Origin of the sequence: uncultured Psychroserpens sp., assembly GCF_947503375.1 — a bacterium.
Lineage (GTDB): Bacteria > Bacteroidota > Bacteroidia > Flavobacteriales > Flavobacteriaceae > Psychroserpens.
Genome location: NZ_CANNDQ010000003.1, coordinates 165,228 through 188,399 on the forward strand (window position 1 = coordinate 165,228; position 23,172 = coordinate 188,399).

Sequence of the window (23,172 nt, forward strand, 5' to 3'; positions counted from 1 at the left end):
AGTTTTTGATTAATAATTCGTCTTAGTGATTGGTTAAAGAACAATTAATAATGATTTTATGATTTTAATCATTTCTCATTGAATTTTGTTACCCTAAATTGCAGACTCAAATAATAGGATCACGTTGAAAAACATATCGATAAAAAGCATTATAAATGATAGCTTGAAAAAGGCAATTTCTTATCAAGACTATCGCATTTTAGTACACCAATTAGTGTTAGAAGGGTCTACCTCAGGTAATGAAAAAACCGAAGCTCTAATCAATTATACCATGCTCAACGATAGGCGAATGAAGCGTTGGGATAAAACGGTAAAGCTTACTGAAGACGTTAAAGAAAAAGTTTCTGGTTATCATAAACCCATTACTTGGTTGGTTATTACTGAAAGTTGGTGTGGTGATGCAGCACATGTTATTCCTGTACTTAATAAAGTTGCAGCACTTTCAGATTATATTGACTTAAAGCTTGTCTTTAGAGATGAAAATGATGAGCTTATGTCTCAATTTCTAACCAATGGCGGACGAGCAATTGCTAAGTTGATCATGATCGACAATACTAATCATGAAGTGATTAATACATTTGGACCTAGACCTAGTGAAGCTACCAAAATGGTAAACAAATACAAGGCAAAGCATGGTAGTCTTACGCCAGAATTTAAAGAAGATTTACAAGTTTGGTATAATAAAGATAAAGGGCAGAACATTATTAGTGACCTAATGAATCTTTTAGGAGTTTAGTTTTTCCCTTTAAAATAATAGGTGATAGAGCCTATTTGACTTTTGGTGTTTGCATCTGAAGAAAAAACAGCATTTTTAGCGTATTCTAAAGCGTGGTCTATTAAACATTGGTTGTTTGATGACGATGAAGAGTTAATATAAGTATCGGTAACTACGCCATTTGAATTTACAGTTATGTTTACTATGATTTTCCCAGTTACTTCACATAAGTAAACAGGAGGAGGAAGTTTTATTTTATCTCTATTTCTCAGTGAAAACGACACGCTACTATTTCGGTTACCTTTGCTTTTTTCTTCCGATTTTTTAGGTGAATGCATAGCTAAAATATCTTTAGCCTTATTAAACGATTGACGTTCTTTTTCTTTTACAGCGTAAGCTTTGGAGTTATTATATGAAGTGTTTGAAGTAAGTATGTTATTTGGAGTCTCTGAAACGTCTTCAATAGATTCTTCTTGCTCTTGAGTAGTTTCATTAAGATCATCATCAGACATAGATTTAAAGTTTTTCATCATTTCTTTAAATTCTTCATCCTCATTGAAGGCTTGGTTAGTTTCGGCTTTAGCTTTCTCCATAGCCTCAAGAGCCTCAAGCTGTTTTAATTCTTCAATGGTTTGCGGCTCTATTTCATAATAATTTTCAGAAACAAATTGAGTGTGTTGTTTAATATGAAAACTAAACATAGTAAAAACTATCGTTCCAGAAATAAGTAACGTTATAAGCAATGCTTTATGTTTATGAATGAAGCTCAAATAGGTTAATTTTTTAGTTATAGTTGGTATAATTATATACGTTAAAATATAAAAAATAGATTAAAAGGCTTTAATTTTAATTAGTATTAGCAGAAAACACTATGGTAGTTGCTCAATAAAATCTTCAGGAGAAAAGGCATCGTTAACGTCAAAATTACCAATTTTTGTTCTCCGCAAAGCAGAAAGATGTGCTCCAGAGTTTAAAGCTTTCCCAAAATCATGAGCTAAAGATCTAATATATGTGCCTTTACTACATACAACTCTAAAATTAACCTTCAGATCGTGTATTGCCGTAATTTCAAATTCAGAGATATTTACCGAACGTGATTTGACCTCTACTTTCTCGCCAGCTCTAGCAAATTCGTATAAGCGCTTTCCGTCTTTTTTTATAGCAGAAAACACAGGAGGGAATTGTTCGATACGTCCGATGAATTGATGTGTGGTTGTTCTAATTAGATTTTCTGTAATATGTATTGTTGGATAATTTTTATCAATTTCAGTCTCTAGATCGTATGAAGGCGTTGTGCTTCCTAAAATAAATGTACCAGTATATTCTTTATCTTGCCCTTGAAACGTGTTGATTTGCTTCGTCATTTTTCCTGTACAAATGATTAGCAATCCTGTAGCTAATGGGTCTAATGTACCAGCATGACCAACTTTAATTTTTTTGATGTTGAAGGCTTGTCTAATTTCCCATCGCAATTTATTAACTGCTTGAAACGACGTCCAATGTAAGGGTTTGTCAATCAGTAACACCTGACCAGATTGAAAATCTTCAGCAGTCTTCATATTAGATATTTAGTAAAGAGAATATAATAGCTGTAACACCAACAGCAACGCAGTAAATAGCAAAATATGAGAGTTTACTTTTCTTTACCAAAGCAATCATCCACGTGCAGGCGAATAAGCCAGAAATAAATGCAGCAATAAAACCTACACTTAGTGACGTGAAGTTTGAGGTTTCGTAGCTTATTTCACCACTATACACATCTTTAACAATTTTCCCAAAGATTAGAGGCACTACCATCAAAAATGAAAAGCGTGCAGCTTTGGTCTTGTCGTTTCCTAATAAAACAGAAGTAGATATTGTAGCTCCAGATCTTGAAATTCCTGGAAGCATAGCGATAGCTTGTGAGACACCTATGATCAATGCGTTTCCAAAACTCACTTTTTTATTGGTGTCTTTTGCTCTATCAGCTAAAAACAATAAGGCAGCTGTTACAATAAGCATACAACCTACAAGTAAAATATTACCACCAAATAATTGCTCTAATTGCTCTTCAAAGAAAAGTCCAACAAAAACAGCAGGAAGCATAGAAAGTGCAATTTTTGAAATGAATTGTAAATCGTCATTCCATTCAAGTTTTAAAATGCCTTTGAGAATATCAATAATATCTTTTCTAAAAACAACGATAGTACTTAATGCCGTTGCAAAATGCAAAACAACAGTAAATAAAAGACTCTCCTTAGGAACCGAATTATCGCCAAGAACAGCTTTGCCTAACTCCAGATGACCACTAGAAGAAACAGGAAGGAATTCAGTAAGCCCTTGAATAATTCCTAATACAATAGAATCGATAATATCCATGTGGCAAAAATATCAAAATAGTTCAACCAACAGATCAAATGTGGCGAAATTTGTTAGGATTTAGGTTTTGAATCTTTATTCGGGTTTAATAGGATGGCATACACTTGAATACCAAAGCCAAGTAATACTAAAGTTGGTGCAATTCTTATACGCCTCATATTAAATACATCAGGATTCCAAACATTTGGATCATCGCTTCCACCACCAGACATTAATATAAACCCTAGCGCAATACAGCCTAGACCAATAAGCATGAATTTGTAGTTTCTTTTACCAAAGATAAATTCGTTTTTAGAGGTTTCTTTACGTTTTTGTTCTCCCATGATATATAGTGATGATGTAAATATAAAAGATTTTTTTAAGCTAATTCTTAATAAAATATTAATAGTATAATTGGTCTGTTTTCAAGTTTAAGAATCGCTGAGTGGCAATAAAGGTGCTAATCCAAGTAATGATAATGCCAAGTAAGAAAATACCAATAAATAAGGCACCAATCAAAATAGGTCTTTGCGTAAGTTCTAACTCAGGGAACGTTCTATTAAGGTAATATAAAACGACAGTCATACCTATCAACGCAACTACAGCACCAATGACACCAAGTTGAATACTCTTAAACACAAAAGGCTTTCTGATAAAGCGTTTTGTTGCACCAACCATTTGCATGGTTTTGATAATAAAGCGCTTTGAATAGACTGCTAATCGAATAGAACTATTAATCAATAACACGGCAATTAATGTAAATACGGCACTGAGGAGTAACACCCAAAACGTTATTTTTTTAACGTTGTTGTTCATCAGTTCAACCAAATCGTTGTCATATCTAATATCTTCAATGAACTTTTTATTGGCGAGTTCTTCAGTGATTCCATTTAAAGTTTCATTGGTTACATAATCAGCTTTCAGGTAAACATCAATAGAGTTTTGTAATGGGTTGTAACCTACAAAATCCATAAAATCTTCACCAGTTTCAGCCTTCATAAGCTCAGCAGCCTGTTCTTTTGATACGTATTCGGTTGTTTTAGTATAATCTGCCATAGCCAAACTCTTTTCCAGCTGATCGATTTCTACTTGCTTTGCCGAATCATTCAAATAAATAGTAACCACCACTTGCTCTCTAAAATGATCTGCTACTTTTTTTGCATTCAATACCAATAAGCCTAAACATCCCAAAAGAAATAATACCAATGCAATACTAATCACTACAGAAAAGTATGAAGAAATTAGCTTTCGTTTTTGATATCTGTCAAAAGAGGAACTCATAAAAGTATTGGATTTATGCTGTAAAAATAAAAAACAATTTGTTTATCTAGAGTATTACAACGATTAACTTTTAAATGTGTTGTAATACCTTTAAATTTGCCGTTTTAATTAGCGGAAAAACCATGAGTTACCATTTTAACGAGATTGAAGCCAAATGGCAAAAATACTGGGCAGATAACCAAACCTTTAAAGCTGAAAATAACAGCCATAAACCCAAATATTACGTATTAGATATGTTTCCTTATCCTAGTGGAGCAGGATTACATGTTGGTCATCCGTTAGGTTATATCGCTAGTGATATTTATGCGCGATACAAACGCCATAAAGGATTCAATGTTTTACATCCTCAAGGTTACGATAGTTTTGGTTTGCCAGCTGAACAATATGCAATTCAAACAGGTCAGCATCCAGCAATTACTACAGAAACGAATATAAAAACCTATCGTAGGCAGTTAGATCAAATTGGATTTTCGTTTGATTGGAGTAGAGAAGTACGAACCAGTAATCCAGACTATTATAAGTGGACACAGTGGATTTTTATTCAGTTATTCGAATCGTATTATTGTAATGACGCTAATGAAGCTAGGCCAATTTCAGAATTGACATCTGTATTTGAGATTGAGGGTAATTCAAGCATTAATGCAGCCTGTGACGATGATGTGGTATTGTTTTCATCTGAAGATTGGAAAGACTTTTCTACGGAAGAACAACAAGACATTCTATTAAAATATAGGTTGACCTATTTGGCCGAAACCGAAGTGAACTGGTGTCCTGCTTTAGGAACGGTTCTAGCGAATGATGAAATTGTAAATGGTGTGTCCGAACGTGGCGGACATCCAGTGGTCAGGAAGAAAATGACGCAATGGAGTATGCGTATCTCTGCCTATGCTGAACGTTTACTTCAAGGATTAGATACTATTGATTGGACTGATTCGCTTAAAGAAAGTCAACGCAACTGGATAGGAAAATCGGTTGGTGCTGCGGTAACATTTAATATCAATGATCATGATGAGGTCATTGAAGTTTTTACCACACGACCTGATACTATTTTTGGCGTATCGTTCATGACCTTAGCACCAGAGCACGAATTGGTGACAAAAATAACAACCGAAGCGCAAAGAGGAACCGTTCAAGCTTATGTTGAAGCAACAGCTAAACGTAGCGAACGAGATCGTATGGCAGACGTAAAAACAATTTCAGGAGCCTTTACAGGTGCTTATGCCGAACATCCATTTACTAAAGAGCCTATTCCAATCTGGATTGGCGATTATGTGTTAGCTGGCTATGGAACAGGAGCAGTTATGTCTGTACCTTGTGGTGATCAACGTGATTACGATTTTGCAAAGCATTTTAAGATTCCAATTCCAAATATTTTCGATGGTGTTGATATTTCTGAAGAAGCATTTGCCGATAAAGATAAAACTGTAATTGCTAATAGTGATTTCTTAACCGGAATGAACTATAAAAAAGCAACTAAGCGTGTCATTTACGAGTTAGAACGATTAGGACAAGGCAAAGGCAAAACCAATTACAGATTAAGAGATGCTGTGTTTTCACGTCAGCGTTATTGGGGCGAACCGTTTCCGGTATACTACGTTAATAGTAAACCTCAAATGATAGACCAACAACACTTACCAATCGTGCTACCTGAGGTCGAAAAGTATTTACCAACTGAAGAAGGAGAGCCGCCTTTAGGACGTGCCGATGTTTGGGCTTGGTGTACCGAAAGTAATTCTGTTGTTTCTAATGATAAGATAAACCATACGACTGTATTTCCGTTAGAATTGAACACCATGCCAGGTTGGGCAGGAAGCTCATGGTATTTCTTTAGATATATGGAAGAAGCTGCCCATCGTGATGACGCTTTTGCTACAGAAGACGCTTTGAAGTATTGGGAAAATGTCGACCTGTATATAGGTGGAAGCGAACATGCTACAGGTCATTTGTTATACGCACGCTTTTGGGTAAAATTCTTAAAAGATAGAGGTTTTGTTGGTGTGGATGAACCGTTTAAAAAGTTGATTAATCAAGGGATGATTTTGGGTACAAGTGCTTTTGGGTATTTTGTGTTTTATTCAATAATAGATAGAGCAACTAAAAATGTAATTTTAAATAAAAAGCCTTTATTTATCTCTAAGGAAGATTATAATCAAACCCTTACAGGAAATGAAGAGTTAATAATTGATGTTGTAAAATCATATATAGATAAGAATTTATTAAGTAAAATTGAAAAAGAGGAATTACATTTAATGACTCCAATGAGTTCAACATATATCCCTGTAGAATATGTAAATGCATCTGACGAATTAGATATTGAGGCGTTTAAAAATTGGAGACCAGAATTTAAAGATGCAGAATTTATATTGGAAGATGGTGTTTATAAAGTAGGGCGCGAAGTCGAAAAAATGTCCAAGTCCAAATACAACGTGGTAAATCCTGATGCCATTTGCGACCAATATGGTGCTGATAGTTTGCGATTATACGAAATGTTCTTAGGGCCATTAGAGCAAGCCAAACCTTGGAATACAGCAGGTATTACAGGTGTTCATGGGTTTTTAAAGAAGCTTTGGAAATTGTATGTTGACGATAATGGTATAAGAGTGAATGATGCAGAGGCATCAAAAGACAACTTAAAAACACTTCATAAAACCATTAAGAAAGTTGAAGAAGATATCGAGAATTTCTCATTTAATACGTCTGTGTCTACCTTTATGATTGCTGTCAACGAATTGACGCAGCAAAAGTGTACGAGCACATCTATTTTAGAGCCTTTACTTATTTTAATTTCACCATACGCACCACATATTGCTGAAGAGTTATGGTCCTGTTTAGGAAATAATGAGTCGATCTCGACGGCATCTTTTCCAATTTTTGAAGCGAAACATTTGGTTGAGAGTAGTAAGAATTATCCAATTTCATTTAATGGTAAAATGCGATTTACTTTAGAATTGCCATTAGACATGAGTAAGGATGATATTGAGAAAACGGTTATGGCACATGAAAAGACCATTGCACAACTGGAGGGACGTACACCAAAGAAAATAATTGTAGTGCCAGGTAAAATAGTAAATATTGTAGGATAGTTAAATGCTTAGAATAAATGAGTAATTTAAATAACACAGAAATATTAGGACTTGTTGCTGCCTTTTTAACAACAGTTTCTTTCTTGCCGCAAGTGTATCAAACATGGAAAACTAAAGATGTATCGGGATTGTCATTGCCAATGTTTTCTATATATTTTAGTGGTATTGTTATCTGGTTAGTTTATGGCTTTCTATTAAACAGTCCAGCATTAATATTTTCTAATACTGTTACTGCATTGTCATCATTTTTATTGTTGTTCTTTAAACTAAAGTATGGCAAAAGAAAATATAAATAAGCGCTTATATGTTTAAGAAAATAGTTGCTGTATTGTTTTTGGCTATCGTTATTAGTGCCATTCTAATCGCATTCAACGAAGATAAATTCGACCAAACAGAATGGATAACTAATCCAACCGAACGCTATAAAATGTCTAAAGATATTATAGAGAGTAAGTTATTACTTGGTAAATCAAGGCAAGACATTTTAGTATTATTAGGAACACCAGCAATATCAAATCTAGAGGGTAAAGACCACATAGTTTACAGTTTAGGGGAAACACCTAGTTTTTTTGAGACTAATGAACGTCGTCTAATCATCATTTTTAAAGACAGTTTGGTTAGTAAAGTAATTCATTCAAATGAATAAGAACTGACAAAATTTCACAAGTAAGATTTGGCGTACTTTTTGTTATCTTTATCGTAAGAATTTTAATTAAAAAATTATGAACGGAATGTTAGGATATTATGTGTTAATTGGAGCTATTGCTTTAGTGAGCTGGTTAGTGAGTAATCAGTTAAAACGAAAGTTTGCCAAGTACTCAAAGGTTCAGTTAAGAAATGGAATGAGTGGAAGAGAGATTGCTGAAAAGATGTTAGCTGATAACGGTATTTACGATGTTGAGGTAATCTCTGTTGCTGGTCAGTTGACAGATCATTATAACCCAAAGAATAAAACGGTTAACCTTAGTGAAGCTGTATATCATCAAAGAAATGCAGCTGCTGCGGCAGTAGCGGCTCACGAAGTTGGTCATGCGGTACAACATGCACAAGCCTATAGCGCTTTAGGAATGCGATCTGCATTAGTACCAATTGTAAGTGTGACTTCAGGAATGTCGCAATGGTTGGTTATTGGAGGCTTGATTCTCGGAGCTGCAGCTGGAGTTGGTTTAGGATATTGGGTAGCTGTAGCAGGATTAGTCTTTATGGGATTTGCAACATTGTTTAGTTTCATCACACTGCCAGTAGAATACGATGCGAGTAACAGAGCATTGGCTTGGTTAAAGAATAAGAACATGGTTACTCCAGAAGAATATAAAGGATCTGAGGATGCACTTAAATGGGCAGCCAGAACCTATCTAGTTGCAGCAATTGGAGCACTAGCATCTCTATTGTATTGGGCACTTCAAGTGTTCGGTGGTAGAGATTAAGTCACAAGAAAAAATAAAAAAGCATCCTTTTAAAGGATGCTTTTTTATTTAAATTTTGATCTGTCGTTCTATTTGTTGATCTAAAGAGATAAACGTTTCAGTACGTGAAACACCAGTAATTGATTGAATGTCTCTATTGAGTACTTGCATCAAATGCTCATTGTCTTTACACAATACTTTAATGAAAATACTCCAATTTCCAGTAGTGTAATGGCATTCTAGAACTTCAGGGATTTTTTTAAGCTGTCTAACAGCTTCTGGATTGCTAACAGCTTTATCTAAAAACACACCTATATATGCCATAGTTGTATAACCTAATACTTTTGGGTTAATCACAAACTTTGAACCTGCAATGAGTTTAGATTTTTCTAATTTTCGTAAACGCTGATGTATTGCAGCTCCAGAAATACCAACTTGGCGAGCTATTTCTAAAATAGGTGTTCTAGCATCTGCCATTAACGCTCTTAGAATCTTTTTATCGATACCATCAATTTGAATATTTTGGTTAACTGTTTTCATAACGTTACACGTTCAAAGGATTATAACCTAAGTAAGGGACTTCTTTTTCTTTAAATTTAATTCCGAAGCCTTCTAACTCTTCAAGAATTGGATCATAAACTTCTTTACGAATCGGAATTTGGACTCCTGGAGTGGTGATTTTTTCATTCAAGATGGCTAAAGTAGCCATTGCTACTGGTAAGCCAACAGTTTTAGACATGGCGGTGTAAGTGCGATCTTCACCTTTAGCAACCATAGTAGAATCTATTTGATGCATTTTGCTGTCAAGTTCATAGCCAAATTTATGATACATTACGATCATATCTTTTTCACCATCTTTAAGCATCCAGCTGTCCATCAATATCTTTTGTAAAATCTGTGCAGGCGTGGCTTGTTTGAGTTCGACCATTTTGGTTTTGCTAAAAATGTCTAATTCTTCAAGTTTATCCCAAACAATATCGTCTTGATCTATCTTTAAAGCGTGTCTAAATTTAAGTTCAACAGAATCGGTATGACTATAAGGCAAAAATGCATTTATAAAATCGCGATAACTCATATTTTCACTATCGTCAATGGTATAATTGTCGTCTGTTAATCCTAATTGAACGAATATATTCCACGCTCTACTAAAGCCAACACGACGCATAGTGCCACGATACAATGTTTTTATATCATCTAAACCGTAAACACTTTGATATTTTAATGAGTCTCTATTGGCATAAGCTTCAAAGCGACCATAATCGTCAATTTCTAAAAATTCGGTTCTCCTAAATAATCTGTTATAGGGAATGTATTTATAGGTGCCTTCTTGTAAAAATTTTGCGGTGCCACCTTGACCAGCAACAACTACATTTCTAGGGTTCCAAGTAAATTTATAATTCCAAAGGTTATTATCACTTTCTGGAGCTACTAGTCCGCCTGTAAACGATTCAAACAAAATCATTTTCCCACCTTTGTTTCGTATCTCATCAATAACTTTCATAGCACTCATATGATCGATTCCTGGATCAACACCAATTTCGTTCATGAATACAAGGTCTTTATTCTTGGCAGCATTATCTAAGTCTTCCATTTCTTTACTTATATAGGAAGCAGTTACCATATGCTTTTTATACGTAATACAGTCTTTTGCAACTTCGATGTGATATCGCGCTGGAAGCATAGATACAACTATATCTGCATTTTCGATGGCATCTTGTCTTGAGTGTTTACTAAATACATCAAGAGTAATAGCTTGAGCATTTTCGTGATCATTGATGAGCTTTCTAGCATTTTGTATATTAATGTCACCAACGATGACGTGTAAATCTTCTTCATTTGATTTGTCTAATAAATATTTTATGAGGAATGATGCTGATTTTCCAGCACCAATTACTAAAATCTTTCGCATAATGGCTTTTGTTGAGTAATTTTGTAAGCACGAATTTACTAAATAGTAAGGGTTATTAAAACCAAAAATTGAATTATATGAACAAGATTATTTTTATTGCAGGGACACTATTAGGTGTATTGGCTATCATTCTTGGAGCCTTTGCTACTCATGGATTAAAACCACAATTATCTTTTGACATGCAACAAACTTTTGAGACTGGAGTTAAATATCAAATGTATCATGCATTTTTCCTTTTCTTTTTGGGAAGTCTTAAAATGTTAAGCAACAAAAGTAAGCGCATTATATGTTATTTAGTCTTAATTGGTGTCCTATTTTTTTCAGGTTCGATTTATGGATTAGCCACAAATGCACTCACTAATTTTGATTTTAAAAGCATTGGTTTTATAACTCCAATTGGAGGTTTAATTTTAATTATTGCATGGTTGTTATTGTTGATAAACTTTTTAAAAATGAAGTTTGATAAATCGTAAATAAAAGTGTGTACTTTAAAATATTGTTTAATTTTGCAATCTAATACAACACAAACAAATTATGGTAAACCATACACAAACAACGAAAACGATTTCGTTAGAACAATACGGCATTAAAAATGCAAAAGTCAAATATCAGTTAACACCAGATCAACTTCATGAGACCACAATAGAAAAAGGGCAAGGGGTAGAATCATCACTTGGTGCTCTAGCAGTCAATACAGGAGAGTTTACTGGTCGTTCACCTCAAGACAGATTTATTGTTAAAGATGAAATCACCAAAGATCGAGTTTGGTGGGGAAATATCAACATTCCATTTGAACCTGAAGCTTTTGATAAGTTATATGATAAAGTAACAGATTACTTATCTGAAAAAGAAGTCTTCGTTAGAGATAGCTATGCCTGTGCAGATGAGAATTACAAGCTCAATATTCGTGTGATCAATGAGTATCCTTGGAGTAATATGTTTGCTTATAACATGTTTTTACGGCCAACAGATGAGGAGCTTCAAGATTTTATGCCTGAGTGGACAGTAGTCAATGCCCCTGGTTTTATGGCAGATGCAGCTGTTGATGGAACGAGACAACATAACTTTGCTATTTTAAATTTTACTAAAAAGATAGCTTTAGTTGGCGGAACTGGGTATACTGGAGAAATTAAAAAAGGAATTTTTTCTGCTTTAAATTTTGTTTTACCTGTATTTAAAAACACATTACCTATGCACTGTAGCGCAAATGTTGGTGAAGATGGAGATACTGCTATTTTCTTTGGCTTATCTGGTACAGGTAAGACAACTTTATCAACAGATGCTGAACGCAGTTTAATTGGTGATGATGAACATGGTTGGACAAATGAAAACACAGTATTTAATTTTGAAGGTGGTTGCTATGCAAAAGTGATCAACTTATCAAGAGACCAAGAGCCTGAAATTTATGATGCCATAAAAAAAGGAGCTATACTGGAAAATGTCATCATGGATGATAAAGGAGAAGTAGACTTCACTGATACAACAATAACACAAAATACACGTGTTAGCTATCCAATTTATCACATAGATAATATAAAGGTGCCTTCAATAGGTAAAAATCCAAAAAATATATTCTTTTTAACGGCCGATGCCTTTGGTGTTTTGCCTCCAATTTCAAAGTTAACCCCAAGTCAAGCAGCTTATCATTTTATTTCAGGATATACAGCTAAAGTTGCCGGAACAGAAGCTGGGGTTGTTGAGCCAGTACCAAGCTTCTCTGCTTGTTTTGGTGCGCCATTTATGCCATTGCATCCTACTGAATATGCTAGCATGTTAAGTCAAAAAATGAAAGAAGCTGGAGTTAATGTATGGTTAGTTAATACAGGTTGGACAGGAGGCCCTTATGGTGTTGGTACTCGAATGAAATTAAAGTATACCAGAGCGATGATAAATGCAGTGCTCAATGGAGAGTTAGGATTATACAACTATGATGATTATCATATCCATTCAGTTTTTGGTGTAGCACAACCTAGATCATGTCCTGGTGTTCCTAAAGAAGTACTGAGTCCTAGAACAACATGGAACAACGACGAATATTATTACAAGACCGCATTTAAATTGGCAAATGCCTTCCGTGAAAACTTCAAAAAATTTGAAGAGCACGCTAGTGAAGAAATACGCAGAGGAGGTCCTCAGCGTTATTCGTTTTAATAATTGATATAAGTGTTAAAAAAAAGAGCAATTCTAATAAAATTGCTCTTTTTTATTTTTATCTCAATAAAGAAAATCATTTTCCTTTATTTACTTTGTCTATATATTTTTCTAGCGCCATAGTCATTGACGGTGTCTCAGGTGTTGGAGCAGCAATGTCTACTCTTAATCCATGTGACTCAACTGCTTTAATAGTAGTGTTACCAAAAACAGCTATACGTGTATCGTTTTGTTTAAATTCTGGGAAGTTGTGAAATAACGACTCAATTCCAGAAGGGCTAAAGAAAACCAAGATATCATAGTACACGTTAGCCAGATCTGAAAGATCACTAATAACTGTTTTGTAAAAAATAGCTTGTTTCCATTTTACACCTAATCCATCAAGAGTTTTTGGAACCTCAGGCTTTAATTTATCTGTAGTAGGTAATAAGAAGCTTTCATCTTTGTATTTCTTAATAAGAGGCGATAAATCTTCAAACGTACGTTTACCTACATAAATCTTACGTTTTCTATATACTACATATTTTTGTAGGTAATATGCAACTGCTTCAGATTGGCAAAAGTACTTCATAGTATCTGGTACTTTGAAGCGCATTTCTTCAGCAACTCTAAAGAAATGATCAACCGAATTTCTGCTCGTAAGTATAATTGCTGTATAGCTAGAAAGATCAACTTTTTGTTGTCTAATTTCCTTAGCCTCTACTCCTTCAACATGAATAAAAGGTCTAAAATCTATTTTTACTTTTTGCTTTTCCTGTAGCTCAAAGTATGGCGAATTCTCTATTTTAGGCTCTGGTTGAGATACTAAAATCGTTTTCACTTTCGTCATATTCATTAAAGTGTTTTAAGCGTTGAAATCTTTAATTAACTTATATAAAATTAGATAGGGTCCAATTTCAAGTGCGCAAAGATACAAAATAAAATAGAATATGTTATTTAATAGTAACTTTTGATGATTTTTAAAAGAACTTATAAAACCTATAAAATTAATCAAAACAATAAGGCTTATACTTGCATAAAGTATAGGTTTTGTAGCATCAATTGTATATATTAATAAACAGTTTATTGGTAAAAGAATAAAGCCTGCGTAGTTTTTATATGTGGTTTTTTGGAATATGTAAGAATCAATAAGAGCGTCAATTTCAAAAATACTACCTATTAACCGTTCTAATAGTGTCTTTATTAAAATTAAAACACCAACACCAAACACGACCTTAAAAAACAAAATCAGATCAAATTCAGAAGGCTCGGTAAATGTGCTGTAAGCAATAAATGAAAATATAGATAGTGATATAATGAGGTTTAAAAACAGCAAGGCATCAAAACCATCTATAAACTTTTGATCTCTCATGTATATCTTCAAATACTTCGTGTTACCAATAACACTAATAAAATCTTTAAATCTGTGAGCAAACAAAAATTTTGATAAAGAGACCAGACCCAAGGCAATCACCAAGAAAGCTGTAAACCAATCATTAGATACTATTTCTCTAAGCATATGGCAAAATTATAAAGAAATTTTCATCTTATCTTACTTTGTTTTTATTAGTTGTGACAACATCATAAGATTAACATTGTTTATGATTTTTACTGTATAAATAATCGTATAAAAAGTTACTTTTGCTATACCATCTAATTGTTAGACTAAATTTTGATGAATGAAAGATGCTATAGTCATCATACCAACATATAATGAGATAGAAAATATAGAAGCGATCATTAGAGCTGTATTTTCTCAAGAAAAAGTTTTTCATATTCTTGTGGTAGATGATAACTCTCCAGATTTAACGAGTTTGAAGGTAAAGGCATTGCAAGAGGAGTTTAAAGAGCAACTTTTTTTACTGGAACGCAAAAACAAAACAGGTTTAGGTACTGCATATATTGATGGGTTCAAATGGTGTTTAGATCTTAGTTACGAGTATATCTTTGAGATGGATGCAGATTTTTCTCATAACCCAGATGACCTCATAAAACTTTATAATGCATGTGCTATTAATGGGGCTGACGTGTCTATTGGTTCAAGATATGTAAATGGTGTAAATGTTGTTAATTGGCCTATGAGTAGGGTGTTGTTGTCTTATTTTGCTTCAAAATACGTTCGGTTGATTACTAGGATGAAAGTACACGACACTACAGCTGGTTTTGTTTGTTACAAACGACAGGTTTTAGAAAAAATCCAGCTAGAAAAAATCAAGTTTGTTGGTTATGCTTTTCAAATTGAAATGAAATTCAAAGCTTACTTAAAACAGTTTAAAATTGTTGAAGTTCCTGTTATTTTTACAGATAGAACAAAAGGCAAATCCAAAATGAGTGGCAGTATTATTTCTGAAGCTATTTTTGGTGTTGTAAATATGAAATTAAAAAGTTTATTTAGTAAATAAATATGAAGACTACACTTATTAAAAATGCTAGAATTGTAAATGACGGCAAGATTACTGAAGGTGATATTTTAATTGAAGGAGAGCGAATTAAAGAAGTGTCAGAATCTATAAGCGCTAAATCTGCAGATGTTACTGTAGTTGATGTGGAAGGTAATTATGTATTACCTGGTGCTATAGATGATCAAGTACATTTTAGAGAGCCTGGACTTACTCACAAAGCAACCATAGCTAGCGAGTCTAAAGCAGCTATTGCTGGAGGTATTACATCTTTTATTGAAATGCCTAATACTAACCCACAAACCACAACTGTAGAAAAGCTTGAAGAAAAATTTAAAATAGCTTCCAATACATCTCATGCTAATTACTCTTTTATGTTTGGTGGAACAAATGATAATTTAGAGGAAATATTAAAAGTAGATCCTAAAGCTGTAGCTGGACTAAAGCTTTTTCTAGGTTCATCAACAGGAAACATGCTCGTAGACGACCCTAAAGTATTAGAAAAAATATTTTCAAGTACCAATATGGTTATCTCAGTACATTGTGAAGATGAAGCAACAGTAAAGAAAAATTTGGAGGCTCATATTAAAGAGTTTGGTGAAGACATCCCAATACGAAAGCATCCTGTCATTAGAAGCGAGGAAGCATGTTACTTATCTTCATCTAAAGCCATAGAACTGGCTAAAAAAACAGGCGCAAGGTTACATGTTTTTCATCTATCAACAGGAAAAGAAACAAACCTATTTACCAATAAAATTCCTTTAAAAGATAAAAAAATCACTGCTGAAGTATGTATTCATCACTTATGGTTTAGTGACGAAGACTATGACGAGAAAGGAACTTTGATTAAATGGAATCCAGCTGTAAAATCTGCTAAAGATAGAGAACAACTTTGGAAAGCTTTGTTAGATGATAGGATTGATGTTATTGCCACTGATCATGCACCTCATACTTTAGACGAGAAACGTAATGTTTACACAAAAGCACCTTCTGGAGGCCCATTGGTACAACATGCATTTGTAGCTATGATTGAAGCGTATCATAATGGTAAAATTTCATTAGAGAAAATAGTTCAAAAAATGTGTCATAATCCATCAATCCTTTTTGAGGTTGAAGATAGAGGGTACATCAAAAAAGGTTATTTTGCTGATTTGGTTGTAGTAGACCTAAATAATCCTTGGACAGTTAATAAGGGCAATATTTTGTATCACTGTGGTTGGTCTCCTTTTGAAGGAACAACATTTAAGTCTAGAATAACACATACTTTTATAAATGGAACTCTAGTCTATAATAATTTTAAAGTTTTAGATGTAAAAGCTGCAAAACGCTTAACTTTTAATAGATGATAAAACATATATATATATTGATTTTACTTTTCAGCTTATGTTCTAGTTGCAATAAAATAGAAAAGCCTGAAAAACCAGATGATCTAATATCTGAAGCTAAAATGGTAGATATTCTCTATGATGTTTTTATCATAAATGCTGCAAAAGGTACAAGTAGATTGGTCCTAGAAAGAAACGGCGTGCATCCAGATGATTATGTATATAAAAAACATCAAATTGATAGTGCTCAATTTGCTGCGAGTAATAACTATTATTCATACGACTTAAAAATATACGAATCGATCTTGAATAAAGTTGATGCAAGAATTGAAGTGAATACGGCTAAATATAAAAAAGAAATTGAGCTTGAAGACCTAAAGAAGAAAGCTAGACAAGACTCTATAAGCAAGTTGCCTGATAGTTTAAAAAAGAAATTGAATAAAGATTTCAAAAAGACTAAATTAAAAAACTAGATCAGTTTTGGTCTTTTAAAAAAAAACCTGCTGTTTTAGATATAGACTTATCGATTGGGTTAAACTCAAAATCCAAAACCTTTTTTATTTTAGTATTATCGTAAATGGTTTTGCTCCTCACAGACTTTGCCAGTTGTTTTGAAAACCGTCTTCGTTTACCTAATAGTTTATGACTTAACCAGTCTAAGCGCCATGCAAGTTCTAAAAGTAATGAGCTAGCTTCCTTTTTAGCTGGTTTTACATTCAATGCTTTTGAAACGCTTTTTTGAAAATCGTTAAATGATAAGTTTTCAGATACCAAAATGAAACGTTCATTTTGTATTTTACTAGACATCAATTCACACATTGCATCTACGACATTCCAAACATCAACATAGCCACTAACGCCATTGGTATAATATTTTAAACCACTATATATTTTCTTAAATAAACTGCCACTACCACCAGACTTCCAAAACCCTGGTCCCAAAATAATACCAGGATTGACAACCACAGCATTCACACCTTCTTGAGTTCCTCGCCATACTTCCATTTCTGCACCATACTTAGTGATAGCATACACACTATTGTCGTCTTCAGGATTCCAAGACGTTGTTTCTGAAATTAATTGTTCTGGATTTGAGTGATGACCAATTGCAGCTATCGAACTAATATAGCATAGTTTTTTAATTTGGTTAGTAATACAAAGATTGACAATGTTAGCTGTGCCTTCAATATTTATTTTTCGTAATTCATAATATTTATTAGGTTCAAAACTTACAAAAGCAGCACAATGATAGACATGGGTAATGTCTTTAAATACAACTTCTAGTTTTGGAACATCATTAATATTAGCCTCTATCCATTCAATAGAATTAAACAAATTTTCTGCTTGGTTTGAATAATAAGAAAATACATGTTTTACACGTTCAAGCGTATGTTGTCTTCTATATATAGCTTTAACATTGTTATTATTATTGCTTACGAGTTTGTATAACAAATGCGAACCAACTAACCCTGTACCTCCAGTAACTAAAATCATAGCCTAAAATTAAGCTTTTTTTCGATTGTCTTTTTGTGATTAGAGGTATAAATCTATCTTTGCCAAAGATTACTAAAATGTAAATTATGATAAAGAATTTTGTTAAAGAACTAGAATGGAGAGGTATGGTTCATCAAACGATGCCTGGTGCTGAAGAACATTTAATGCAGAGTATACGATCAGCTTATGTAGGTTTTGATCCTACTGCAGATTCATTACACATAGGTAATCTAGTTCCAATCATGCTTCTAGCACACTATCAACGTTGTGGACATAAACCTTTTGCTTTGGTTGGAGGTGCAACAGGAATGATTGGTGATCCTTCTGGTAAATCAAGTGAACGTAATCTTTTAGATGAAAAAACACTACGCCATAATCAAGAAGCTATCAAAAAACAATTAGCTCATTTTTTAAACTTTGAAAGTGATGAAGCCAATTCAGCAGTTTTAGTAAATAACTACGATTGGATGAAAGACTTTTCGTTTTTAGAGTTTATTCGTGATGTTGGAAAGCATATTACAGTTAACTACATGATGGCCAAAGATTCAGTTAAAAACAGAATCTCATCTGAATCTGGAGACGGGATGTCTTTTACTGAGTTTACATACCAGCTGGTTCAAGGATATGATTTTTTGCATTTGTATAAAGCTAATAACTGCACCATTCAAATGGGAGGTAGTGATCAATGGGGAAATATTACTACTGGAACCGAGTTGATCAGGCGTATTGCTAATGGAAAAGGCTTCGCGATAACGTGTCCTTTAATTACAAAAAGTGATGGGTCTAAATTTGGGAAATCTGAAGGTGGAAATGTTTGGTTAGATGCTAACAGAACATCTCCTTATAAGTTTTATCAATACTGGCTGAACTCTAGTGACGAAGATGCTGAAAAGTATATTAAGATTTTTACGTTTTTAAATAAAGAGGAGATAGATTCTGTTGTTGCTGAACACAAAGAAGCTCCTCATTTAAGAGTATTACAAAAGCGTTTGGCTGAAGAGTTAGTTATATTAGTTCATAGTAAAGAAGATGTAAATAATGCTATTAAAGCATCGAATATTTTATTTAGTAAAAGTTTTAAAGAAGAGATCAAAACCTTAGATGAAAAAACATTCTTAGACGTATTTGAAGGCGTGCCTCAAGCAGAAGTGCGTAAAGATGAATTATCTCAATTAGATATGATAGGTGCATTGGCAGCTAAAACCAACTTCTTAGGATCAAATAGTGAAGCGCGTCGTGCTTTGAAAGAAAATGCTGTTTCAGTTAACAAAGAGAAAGTAAAAGAAGATTACCAATTATCTACTGAAGATCTAATCAATGATACGTACATCATCCTTAATAAAGGGAAAAGGAATACATACATCATTAAAGTTGTATAATTAGAAAAACGCCTCATAAAAACATGAGGCGTTTAACATTAACCAACCAACTATTTTGAAGCTAATCTCTCTTTTTCATAGAACTCTAAAACTATTCTAAAATCATAGCTTCCCAATTTTTGTCGGCTTTTTCTTGTAAACCTTTCACATCTTTTTCAAGCCATAATTTTAAGGTGTTTGTGCCCCAAGCATTATAGAAAAGATATAACTTACCATCTCTTATTTCATAGGTTTTTGGATCTATTTTCACCTTTTTAGCTTTTTCCGCTATAGCATAGGCACAATAACCTCCATACTGAGGGACAAAACTCTTAGGGTTGCCTATAAATTTGTTGAGATTGTCTTCTGAAGAAAACTTATATGTAGCACCATCATAAGTAGTTGTAAATTCACTTTTTCCTTTTAGTGCTTGATTATCAAAATAGGAAACTACATCATAACCTTCAGCAACATATCCTTTTTGAATATTAAAATTTACAGTTTGAGATACAGCACTTAAAATTGAAAAAAAGCTTAAAAAAGCCAATAATTTTATTTTCATTTTACGATAGTCGATAAAATGAGTAAGACCTTACAACACCATTAAGTTACAGCCTCTAATATCACTACTGTCAAACCTACCGATGATTTCAAACGTTCCATCATCATATACGCGACCAAGGTCTTTAGTGGCTATAAATGCACATGAATTGATATTTGCTAAATCTATGATATTTATACCTCCAGTCTTTCCAGGTTGTTGAAGTGTTAGCGGGTCTTCAGGATCACGAGTTAGAATATGAACCCAATTAGGACATTTAAAAATACCATTACCGCTTGAATATGCTTGACTTAAAAGTTCGGTCATTCCATATTCGCTATGTATGGTGTCTATACTAAAGCCCTCTTTTAAAATGTGGTGTAGTTCATTTCTAACCAATTCTTTTCTTCTCCCTTTCATACCACCTGTTTCCATAACAATTGTGTTGTTTAGATTAAATTGATGTTGCTCAACTAAATCTAGTAAAGCAAATGAAACACCAATGAGTAGTACTTTTTTTCCGTCAGTATCCAAAGTGATTAATTGGTCTTTCAATTCAGAAATATCATCTAAGTAAAACCCACTTTCAGAATATTTTGATGTTGCAATCAAATGATTAACCATATAAACAAGTGATGATCCTTGACGTTCAAGATAGCTCGGTAATAATGCCAAGATCACATAATCTTCCACATTTCCATAAAATTGTTTAAACCCATTTTTAAAACTTTGCTCATATAGGTTTAAATCTGTGATGTGATGTTTACTCGTTATGCTTCCTGTTGTGCCACTGCTTGAAAATGTAGCCTCTACAGAATTGTTATTGCTTAAGATACGATGGCTTTTAAAAAACTGAATGGGTAAAAAAGGAATGTCTTCAATAGTTTTTACATCACTTGGATGCTTGTATAGTAAATCGCAAAATGAACGGTAAACAGTATTGTTTTCAAACTGAAAATTAAAGATGCGTAATGCCAATGCATTGAATTCATCGTTTGAAGTAATTGAAAAAATATCTTGCGTATTTATCATTATTGCAAAAGTATATAAAAACAAAAAAGCGATATCAATATTGACATCGCTTTTAAGCTAATTTATCGTAAACAATTATTTAATCACTAACTTTTTAGTCACTGATGTATTGTTTTGAGTAATCTTCATGATGTAAACCCCAGTATTTAAAGTAGAAACATTTAAACGATTGTTATTTACAGCTTGGTTCAATACTTGCTTTCCTAAAACATCAAATACAGCAACATTGATATTTTCGTTATTTGTACTTATTATATTTACAAATCCAGTAGATGTTGGATTAGGATATATTGAGAAAGAATTTGTGCTAAATCGCTCTGTTGATAAAGGCCTCATGTAAGTACCAATTGGTACTGGAGTTGCTGCAGTAGCATTATCACTTTCACCATCCAAAGCATCTGGCCCACTAAATGTCCAGTTAGCTAGCACAAATGTTGAACCATCAGGACCTGTATTGTCAACTCTGTACGCCCAACCATCAGTATGTTCCCACTCAGGGCATGGAGACATGGCTGCATTTGGATCACAGTCAATTGTTCCAAATGTATCTATAACTTGACCGTTTTCAAATAACTCTATAGCGTCATCACCATTAATGCCCATTGCACCTGTAGTATAATCTGGAGCGAAACCAAAGAAGTTTTCAAAACCTGAAGGTGTGTTACTATCAGTATTTGCTACATAAATAAAATCACCTGCTGTAGCCGAAACTGCTGGGAACGTAAATTCTTGACCATCAGTTCCACCACCATTACCAGCGCTACCTAATCCAAATAAACTTAAATTAGGAATGTCTTCTATAACGTAAACTTCAACACCTTTAGGGTTTCCACCTGGAAGAGGACCATCATAAACTGCAGTAAGAACCATTGCGTTTGTAGCAGCTCCAAATACATTCCCAGAAACAAGTAATGTTTGATCAGTTACACCTGGTGAGCTAATTGTAACATCTCCTGAATAAGGGCCTTCAGCTAAAGAAGCCGATAGACGCACAAAAACATCTGTAGTAGCAACTGTTCCACTAGAAGGTGTAATAGAAACTGAACTAGAGTAACCACTTCCCATAGTTAGTGATACTTCAAAATCTGTTGGCGCAGTAACTGTTATGTCACCAGTTAAAAATAAACCTTCAACGCCAAAAGAATCACCATCTGAAGGACCATTTCCTAAAGAGTAGTTTTGATCATCGATGCTTCCAAGAACTGTAACTTGAGGGTCTGCAGGTAATACTTCACCAAATAATGCAACCGCATCGGAAGCAGTTCCTGAAGTTAGTGTTAAATCATCTGTATATATATCAACTCCTAATCCAGCAGCCAAACGTACAAAAACCTGAGTTGCTGAAACTGTGCCTCCAGATTGAGCCAATGTGACTTGAGCACCAAAACCACTTCCTGAGCTTAACGATACCTCAAAATTTGCTGGTGCATCTATAGTAATATCTGTAGTTAAGTTTAATCCAGAAACGTTAACGCTTCCTTCATTTGAAGGACCATTACCAAAAAAATATTCTAAATCTCCAACCGAACCTGTAATGTTAATTGTTGGATCTGTACTAGCCACTGGAGAGTATGTTCCAACAGGAATTGGTGTTGCAGCGGAAGCATTTGTAGTCTCTCCATCTAAAGCATTTGGACCACTAAATGTCCAGTTCGCCAACACAAATGTTGAGCCGTCAGGACCAGTGCCATCTACACGATAAGCCCATCCATCAGTATGTTCCCATTCAGGGCATGGAGACATAGCAGCATTTGGATCACAATCAATAGTTCCAAATGTATCAATGACACTCCCATTTTCAAATAGTTCAACTGCATCATCTCCATTAATTCCCATTGCTGAACCTGCATTATAATCTGGAGCAAATCCAAACCAATTAGCAAATTGAGTAGCTTCAGAAGCTACTAATAGATAAGTACCAGCAGTTACATTATCAGCAGGAAACGTAAATTCTTCGCCATCTGTACCTTGACCATTATTAGCACTACCAATGCCATAGATACTTAAATCTGGAATATCATTCACAACGTAAAGCTCAACACCTTTAGGTAATCCACCAGTAAGTGGTCCGTCAAAGGCTGCTGTAATTATTAAATCTTGTCCAAAAGACAAAGAAGTAACTACAAGCGTTACTATTAAAAAGTAAAGTTTTTTCATAATCT

At 33.9% G+C, this 23,172-nt stretch carries 24 protein-coding genes; 11 read left to right on the top strand and 13 right to left on the bottom strand.

Annotated features, from left to right (window positions below; genetic code table 11):
• Nucleotides 1–163: 163 nt before the first annotated feature.
• Entirely contained in the window at nucleotides 164–736 is a 573-nt protein-coding gene (locus Q0876_RS06805) for a thioredoxin family protein (protein WP_299225453.1), read from the top strand.
• Here the strand turns inward: Q0876_RS06805 and Q0876_RS06810 are convergent.
• The 5 genes from Q0876_RS06810 to Q0876_RS06830 all read right to left on the bottom strand — a co-directional run bounded on the left by Q0876_RS06810 (nucleotide 733) and on the right by Q0876_RS06830 (nucleotide 4,333).
• Nucleotides 733–1,485, bottom strand: a complete 753-nt coding sequence (locus tag Q0876_RS06810; protein ID WP_299225455.1) for a hypothetical protein — start codon at nucleotides 1,483–1,485, stop codon at nucleotides 733–735. The genes Q0876_RS06805 and Q0876_RS06810 overlap by 4 nt on opposite strands.
• A 99-nt stretch (nucleotides 1,486–1,584) precedes the next feature.
• Nucleotides 1,585–2,274 carry a tRNA pseudouridine(55) synthase TruB gene (truB, locus tag Q0876_RS06815; protein WP_299225457.1) on the bottom strand — a complete coding sequence of 230 codons (690 nt, stop codon included), beginning with the start codon at nucleotides 2,272–2,274 and terminating at the stop codon, nucleotides 1,585–1,587.
• Nucleotide 2,275: 1 nt separating this feature from the next.
• Nucleotides 2,276–3,073: an undecaprenyl-diphosphate phosphatase gene (locus Q0876_RS06820; protein ID WP_299225458.1), complete on the bottom strand. Its 798-nt coding sequence runs from the start codon at nucleotides 3,071–3,073 to the stop codon at nucleotides 2,276–2,278.
• Between the two features lie 53 nt (nucleotides 3,074–3,126).
• On the bottom strand, nucleotides 3,127–3,396 hold the full coding sequence (locus tag Q0876_RS06825; RefSeq protein ID WP_299225460.1) for a DUF3098 domain-containing protein: 270 nt from the start codon (nucleotides 3,394–3,396) through the stop codon (nucleotides 3,127–3,129).
• Nucleotides 3,397–3,454: 58 nt separating this feature from the next.
• Nucleotides 3,455–4,333: an ABC transporter permease gene (locus tag Q0876_RS06830; protein ID WP_299225462.1), complete on the bottom strand. Its 879-nt coding sequence runs from the start codon at nucleotides 4,331–4,333 to the stop codon at nucleotides 3,455–3,457.
• 122 nt (nucleotides 4,334–4,455) lie between these two features.
• Here Q0876_RS06830 and Q0876_RS06835 point away from each other — a divergent pair, with 122 nt between their 5' ends.
• The 4 genes from Q0876_RS06835 to Q0876_RS06850 all read left to right on the top strand — a co-directional run bounded on the left by Q0876_RS06835 (nucleotide 4,456) and on the right by Q0876_RS06850 (nucleotide 8,843).
• On the top strand, nucleotides 4,456–7,416 hold the full coding sequence (locus Q0876_RS06835; protein WP_299225464.1) for a leucine--tRNA ligase: 2,961 nt from the start codon (nucleotides 4,456–4,458) through the stop codon (nucleotides 7,414–7,416).
• Between the two features lie 17 nt (nucleotides 7,417–7,433).
• A complete protein-coding gene (locus Q0876_RS06840) occupies nucleotides 7,434–7,712 on the top strand; it encodes a SemiSWEET family sugar transporter (protein ID WP_299225466.1) in 279 nt (92 codons plus the stop codon).
• An 8-nt stretch (nucleotides 7,713–7,720) separates the two neighbouring features.
• Nucleotides 7,721–8,062 carry a hypothetical protein gene (locus tag Q0876_RS06845; protein WP_299225467.1) on the top strand — a complete coding sequence of 114 codons (342 nt, stop codon included), beginning with the start codon at nucleotides 7,721–7,723 and terminating at the stop codon, nucleotides 8,060–8,062.
• Between the two features lie 85 nt (nucleotides 8,063–8,147).
• Nucleotides 8,148–8,843, top strand: a complete 696-nt coding sequence (locus tag Q0876_RS06850; protein ID WP_299225826.1) for a zinc metallopeptidase — start codon at nucleotides 8,148–8,150, stop codon at nucleotides 8,841–8,843.
• A 48-nt stretch (nucleotides 8,844–8,891) separates the two neighbouring features.
• Here the strand turns inward: Q0876_RS06850 and Q0876_RS06855 are convergent, their stop codons facing one another.
• Both Q0876_RS06855 and Q0876_RS06860 read right to left on the bottom strand, forming a co-directional pair.
• On the bottom strand, nucleotides 8,892–9,362 hold the full coding sequence (locus tag Q0876_RS06855; RefSeq protein ID WP_299225469.1) for an Lrp/AsnC ligand binding domain-containing protein: 471 nt from the start codon (nucleotides 9,360–9,362) through the stop codon (nucleotides 8,892–8,894).
• A 4-nt stretch (nucleotides 9,363–9,366) separates the two neighbouring features.
• Nucleotides 9,367–10,731 (bottom strand): saccharopine dehydrogenase C-terminal domain-containing protein, encoded by a 1,365-nt coding sequence (locus tag Q0876_RS06860; RefSeq protein WP_299225471.1) that lies wholly within the window; start codon nucleotides 10,729–10,731, stop codon nucleotides 9,367–9,369.
• Between the two features lie 77 nt (nucleotides 10,732–10,808).
• Between Q0876_RS06860 and Q0876_RS06865 the strand changes: the two genes are divergently transcribed.
• Nucleotides 10,809–11,204, top strand: coding sequence for a DUF423 domain-containing protein (locus Q0876_RS06865; protein WP_299225473.1), 396 nt, complete (start codon nucleotides 10,809–10,811; stop codon nucleotides 11,202–11,204).
• Between the two features lie 61 nt (nucleotides 11,205–11,265).
• Nucleotides 11,266–12,882, top strand: coding sequence for a phosphoenolpyruvate carboxykinase (ATP) (gene pckA, locus Q0876_RS06870; protein ID WP_299225475.1), 1,617 nt, complete (start codon nucleotides 11,266–11,268; stop codon nucleotides 12,880–12,882).
• A 76-nt stretch (nucleotides 12,883–12,958) separates the two neighbouring features.
• Here the strand turns inward: pckA and Q0876_RS06875 are convergent, their stop codons facing one another.
• Nucleotides 12,959–13,717, bottom strand: coding sequence for a uroporphyrinogen-III synthase (locus Q0876_RS06875; RefSeq protein WP_299225477.1), 759 nt, complete (start codon nucleotides 13,715–13,717; stop codon nucleotides 12,959–12,961).
• A 9-nt stretch (nucleotides 13,718–13,726) separates the two neighbouring features.
• On the bottom strand, nucleotides 13,727–14,380 hold the full coding sequence (locus Q0876_RS06880) for a DUF4271 domain-containing protein (RefSeq protein WP_299225479.1): 654 nt from the start codon (nucleotides 14,378–14,380) through the stop codon (nucleotides 13,727–13,729).
• A gap of 160 nt (nucleotides 14,381–14,540) precedes the next feature.
• Between Q0876_RS06880 and Q0876_RS06885 the strand changes: the two genes are divergently transcribed.
• Genes Q0876_RS06885 through Q0876_RS06895 form a run of 3 tightly spaced genes read left to right on the top strand, consistent with a single transcriptional unit; the run spans nucleotide 14,541 to nucleotide 17,058 of the window.
• Nucleotides 14,541–15,263, top strand: a complete 723-nt coding sequence (locus Q0876_RS06885) for a polyprenol monophosphomannose synthase (RefSeq protein ID WP_299225481.1) — start codon at nucleotides 14,541–14,543, stop codon at nucleotides 15,261–15,263.
• A gap of 2 nt (nucleotides 15,264–15,265) precedes the next feature.
• The gene (locus Q0876_RS06890) at nucleotides 15,266–16,606 is read left to right on the top strand and encodes a dihydroorotase (RefSeq protein WP_299225483.1); all 1,341 of its coding nucleotides are present in this window, start codon (nucleotides 15,266–15,268) and stop codon (nucleotides 16,604–16,606) included.
• Nucleotides 16,603–17,058 (top strand): DUF4296 domain-containing protein, encoded by a 456-nt coding sequence (locus Q0876_RS06895; RefSeq protein ID WP_299225484.1) that lies wholly within the window; start codon nucleotides 16,603–16,605, stop codon nucleotides 17,056–17,058. The genes Q0876_RS06890 and Q0876_RS06895 overlap by 4 nt, the downstream gene beginning before the upstream one ends.
• Before the next feature lies 1 nt (nucleotide 17,059).
• Here Q0876_RS06895 and Q0876_RS06900 read toward each other — a convergent pair whose 3' ends face one another.
• The gene (locus Q0876_RS06900) at nucleotides 17,060–18,079 is read right to left on the bottom strand and encodes an NAD-dependent epimerase/dehydratase family protein (protein ID WP_299225486.1); all 1,020 of its coding nucleotides are present in this window, start codon (nucleotides 18,077–18,079) and stop codon (nucleotides 17,060–17,062) included.
• 86 nt (nucleotides 18,080–18,165) lie between these two features.
• Here Q0876_RS06900 and tyrS point away from each other — a divergent pair, with 86 nt between their 5' ends.
• The gene (tyrS, locus tag Q0876_RS06905) at nucleotides 18,166–19,458 is read left to right on the top strand and encodes a tyrosine--tRNA ligase (RefSeq protein WP_299225488.1); all 1,293 of its coding nucleotides are present in this window, start codon (nucleotides 18,166–18,168) and stop codon (nucleotides 19,456–19,458) included.
• Nucleotides 19,459–19,549: 91 nt separating this feature from the next.
• Here tyrS and Q0876_RS06910 read toward each other — a convergent pair whose 3' ends face one another.
• From Q0876_RS06910 to Q0876_RS06920, 3 genes are all read right to left on the bottom strand, one after another.
• On the bottom strand, nucleotides 19,550–19,999 hold the full coding sequence (locus tag Q0876_RS06910) for a YHS domain-containing (seleno)protein (protein WP_299225490.1): 450 nt from the start codon (nucleotides 19,997–19,999) through the stop codon (nucleotides 19,550–19,552).
• 30 nt (nucleotides 20,000–20,029) lie between these two features.
• Nucleotides 20,030–21,010 carry an acyl transferase gene (locus tag Q0876_RS06915; RefSeq protein ID WP_299225492.1) on the bottom strand — a complete coding sequence of 327 codons (981 nt, stop codon included), beginning with the start codon at nucleotides 21,008–21,010 and terminating at the stop codon, nucleotides 20,030–20,032.
• Between the two features lie 75 nt (nucleotides 21,011–21,085).
• The gene (locus Q0876_RS06920) at nucleotides 21,086–23,167 is read right to left on the bottom strand and encodes a T9SS type A sorting domain-containing protein (RefSeq protein WP_299225494.1); all 2,082 of its coding nucleotides are present in this window, start codon (nucleotides 23,165–23,167) and stop codon (nucleotides 21,086–21,088) included.
• Nucleotides 23,168–23,172 lie beyond the last annotated feature (5 nt).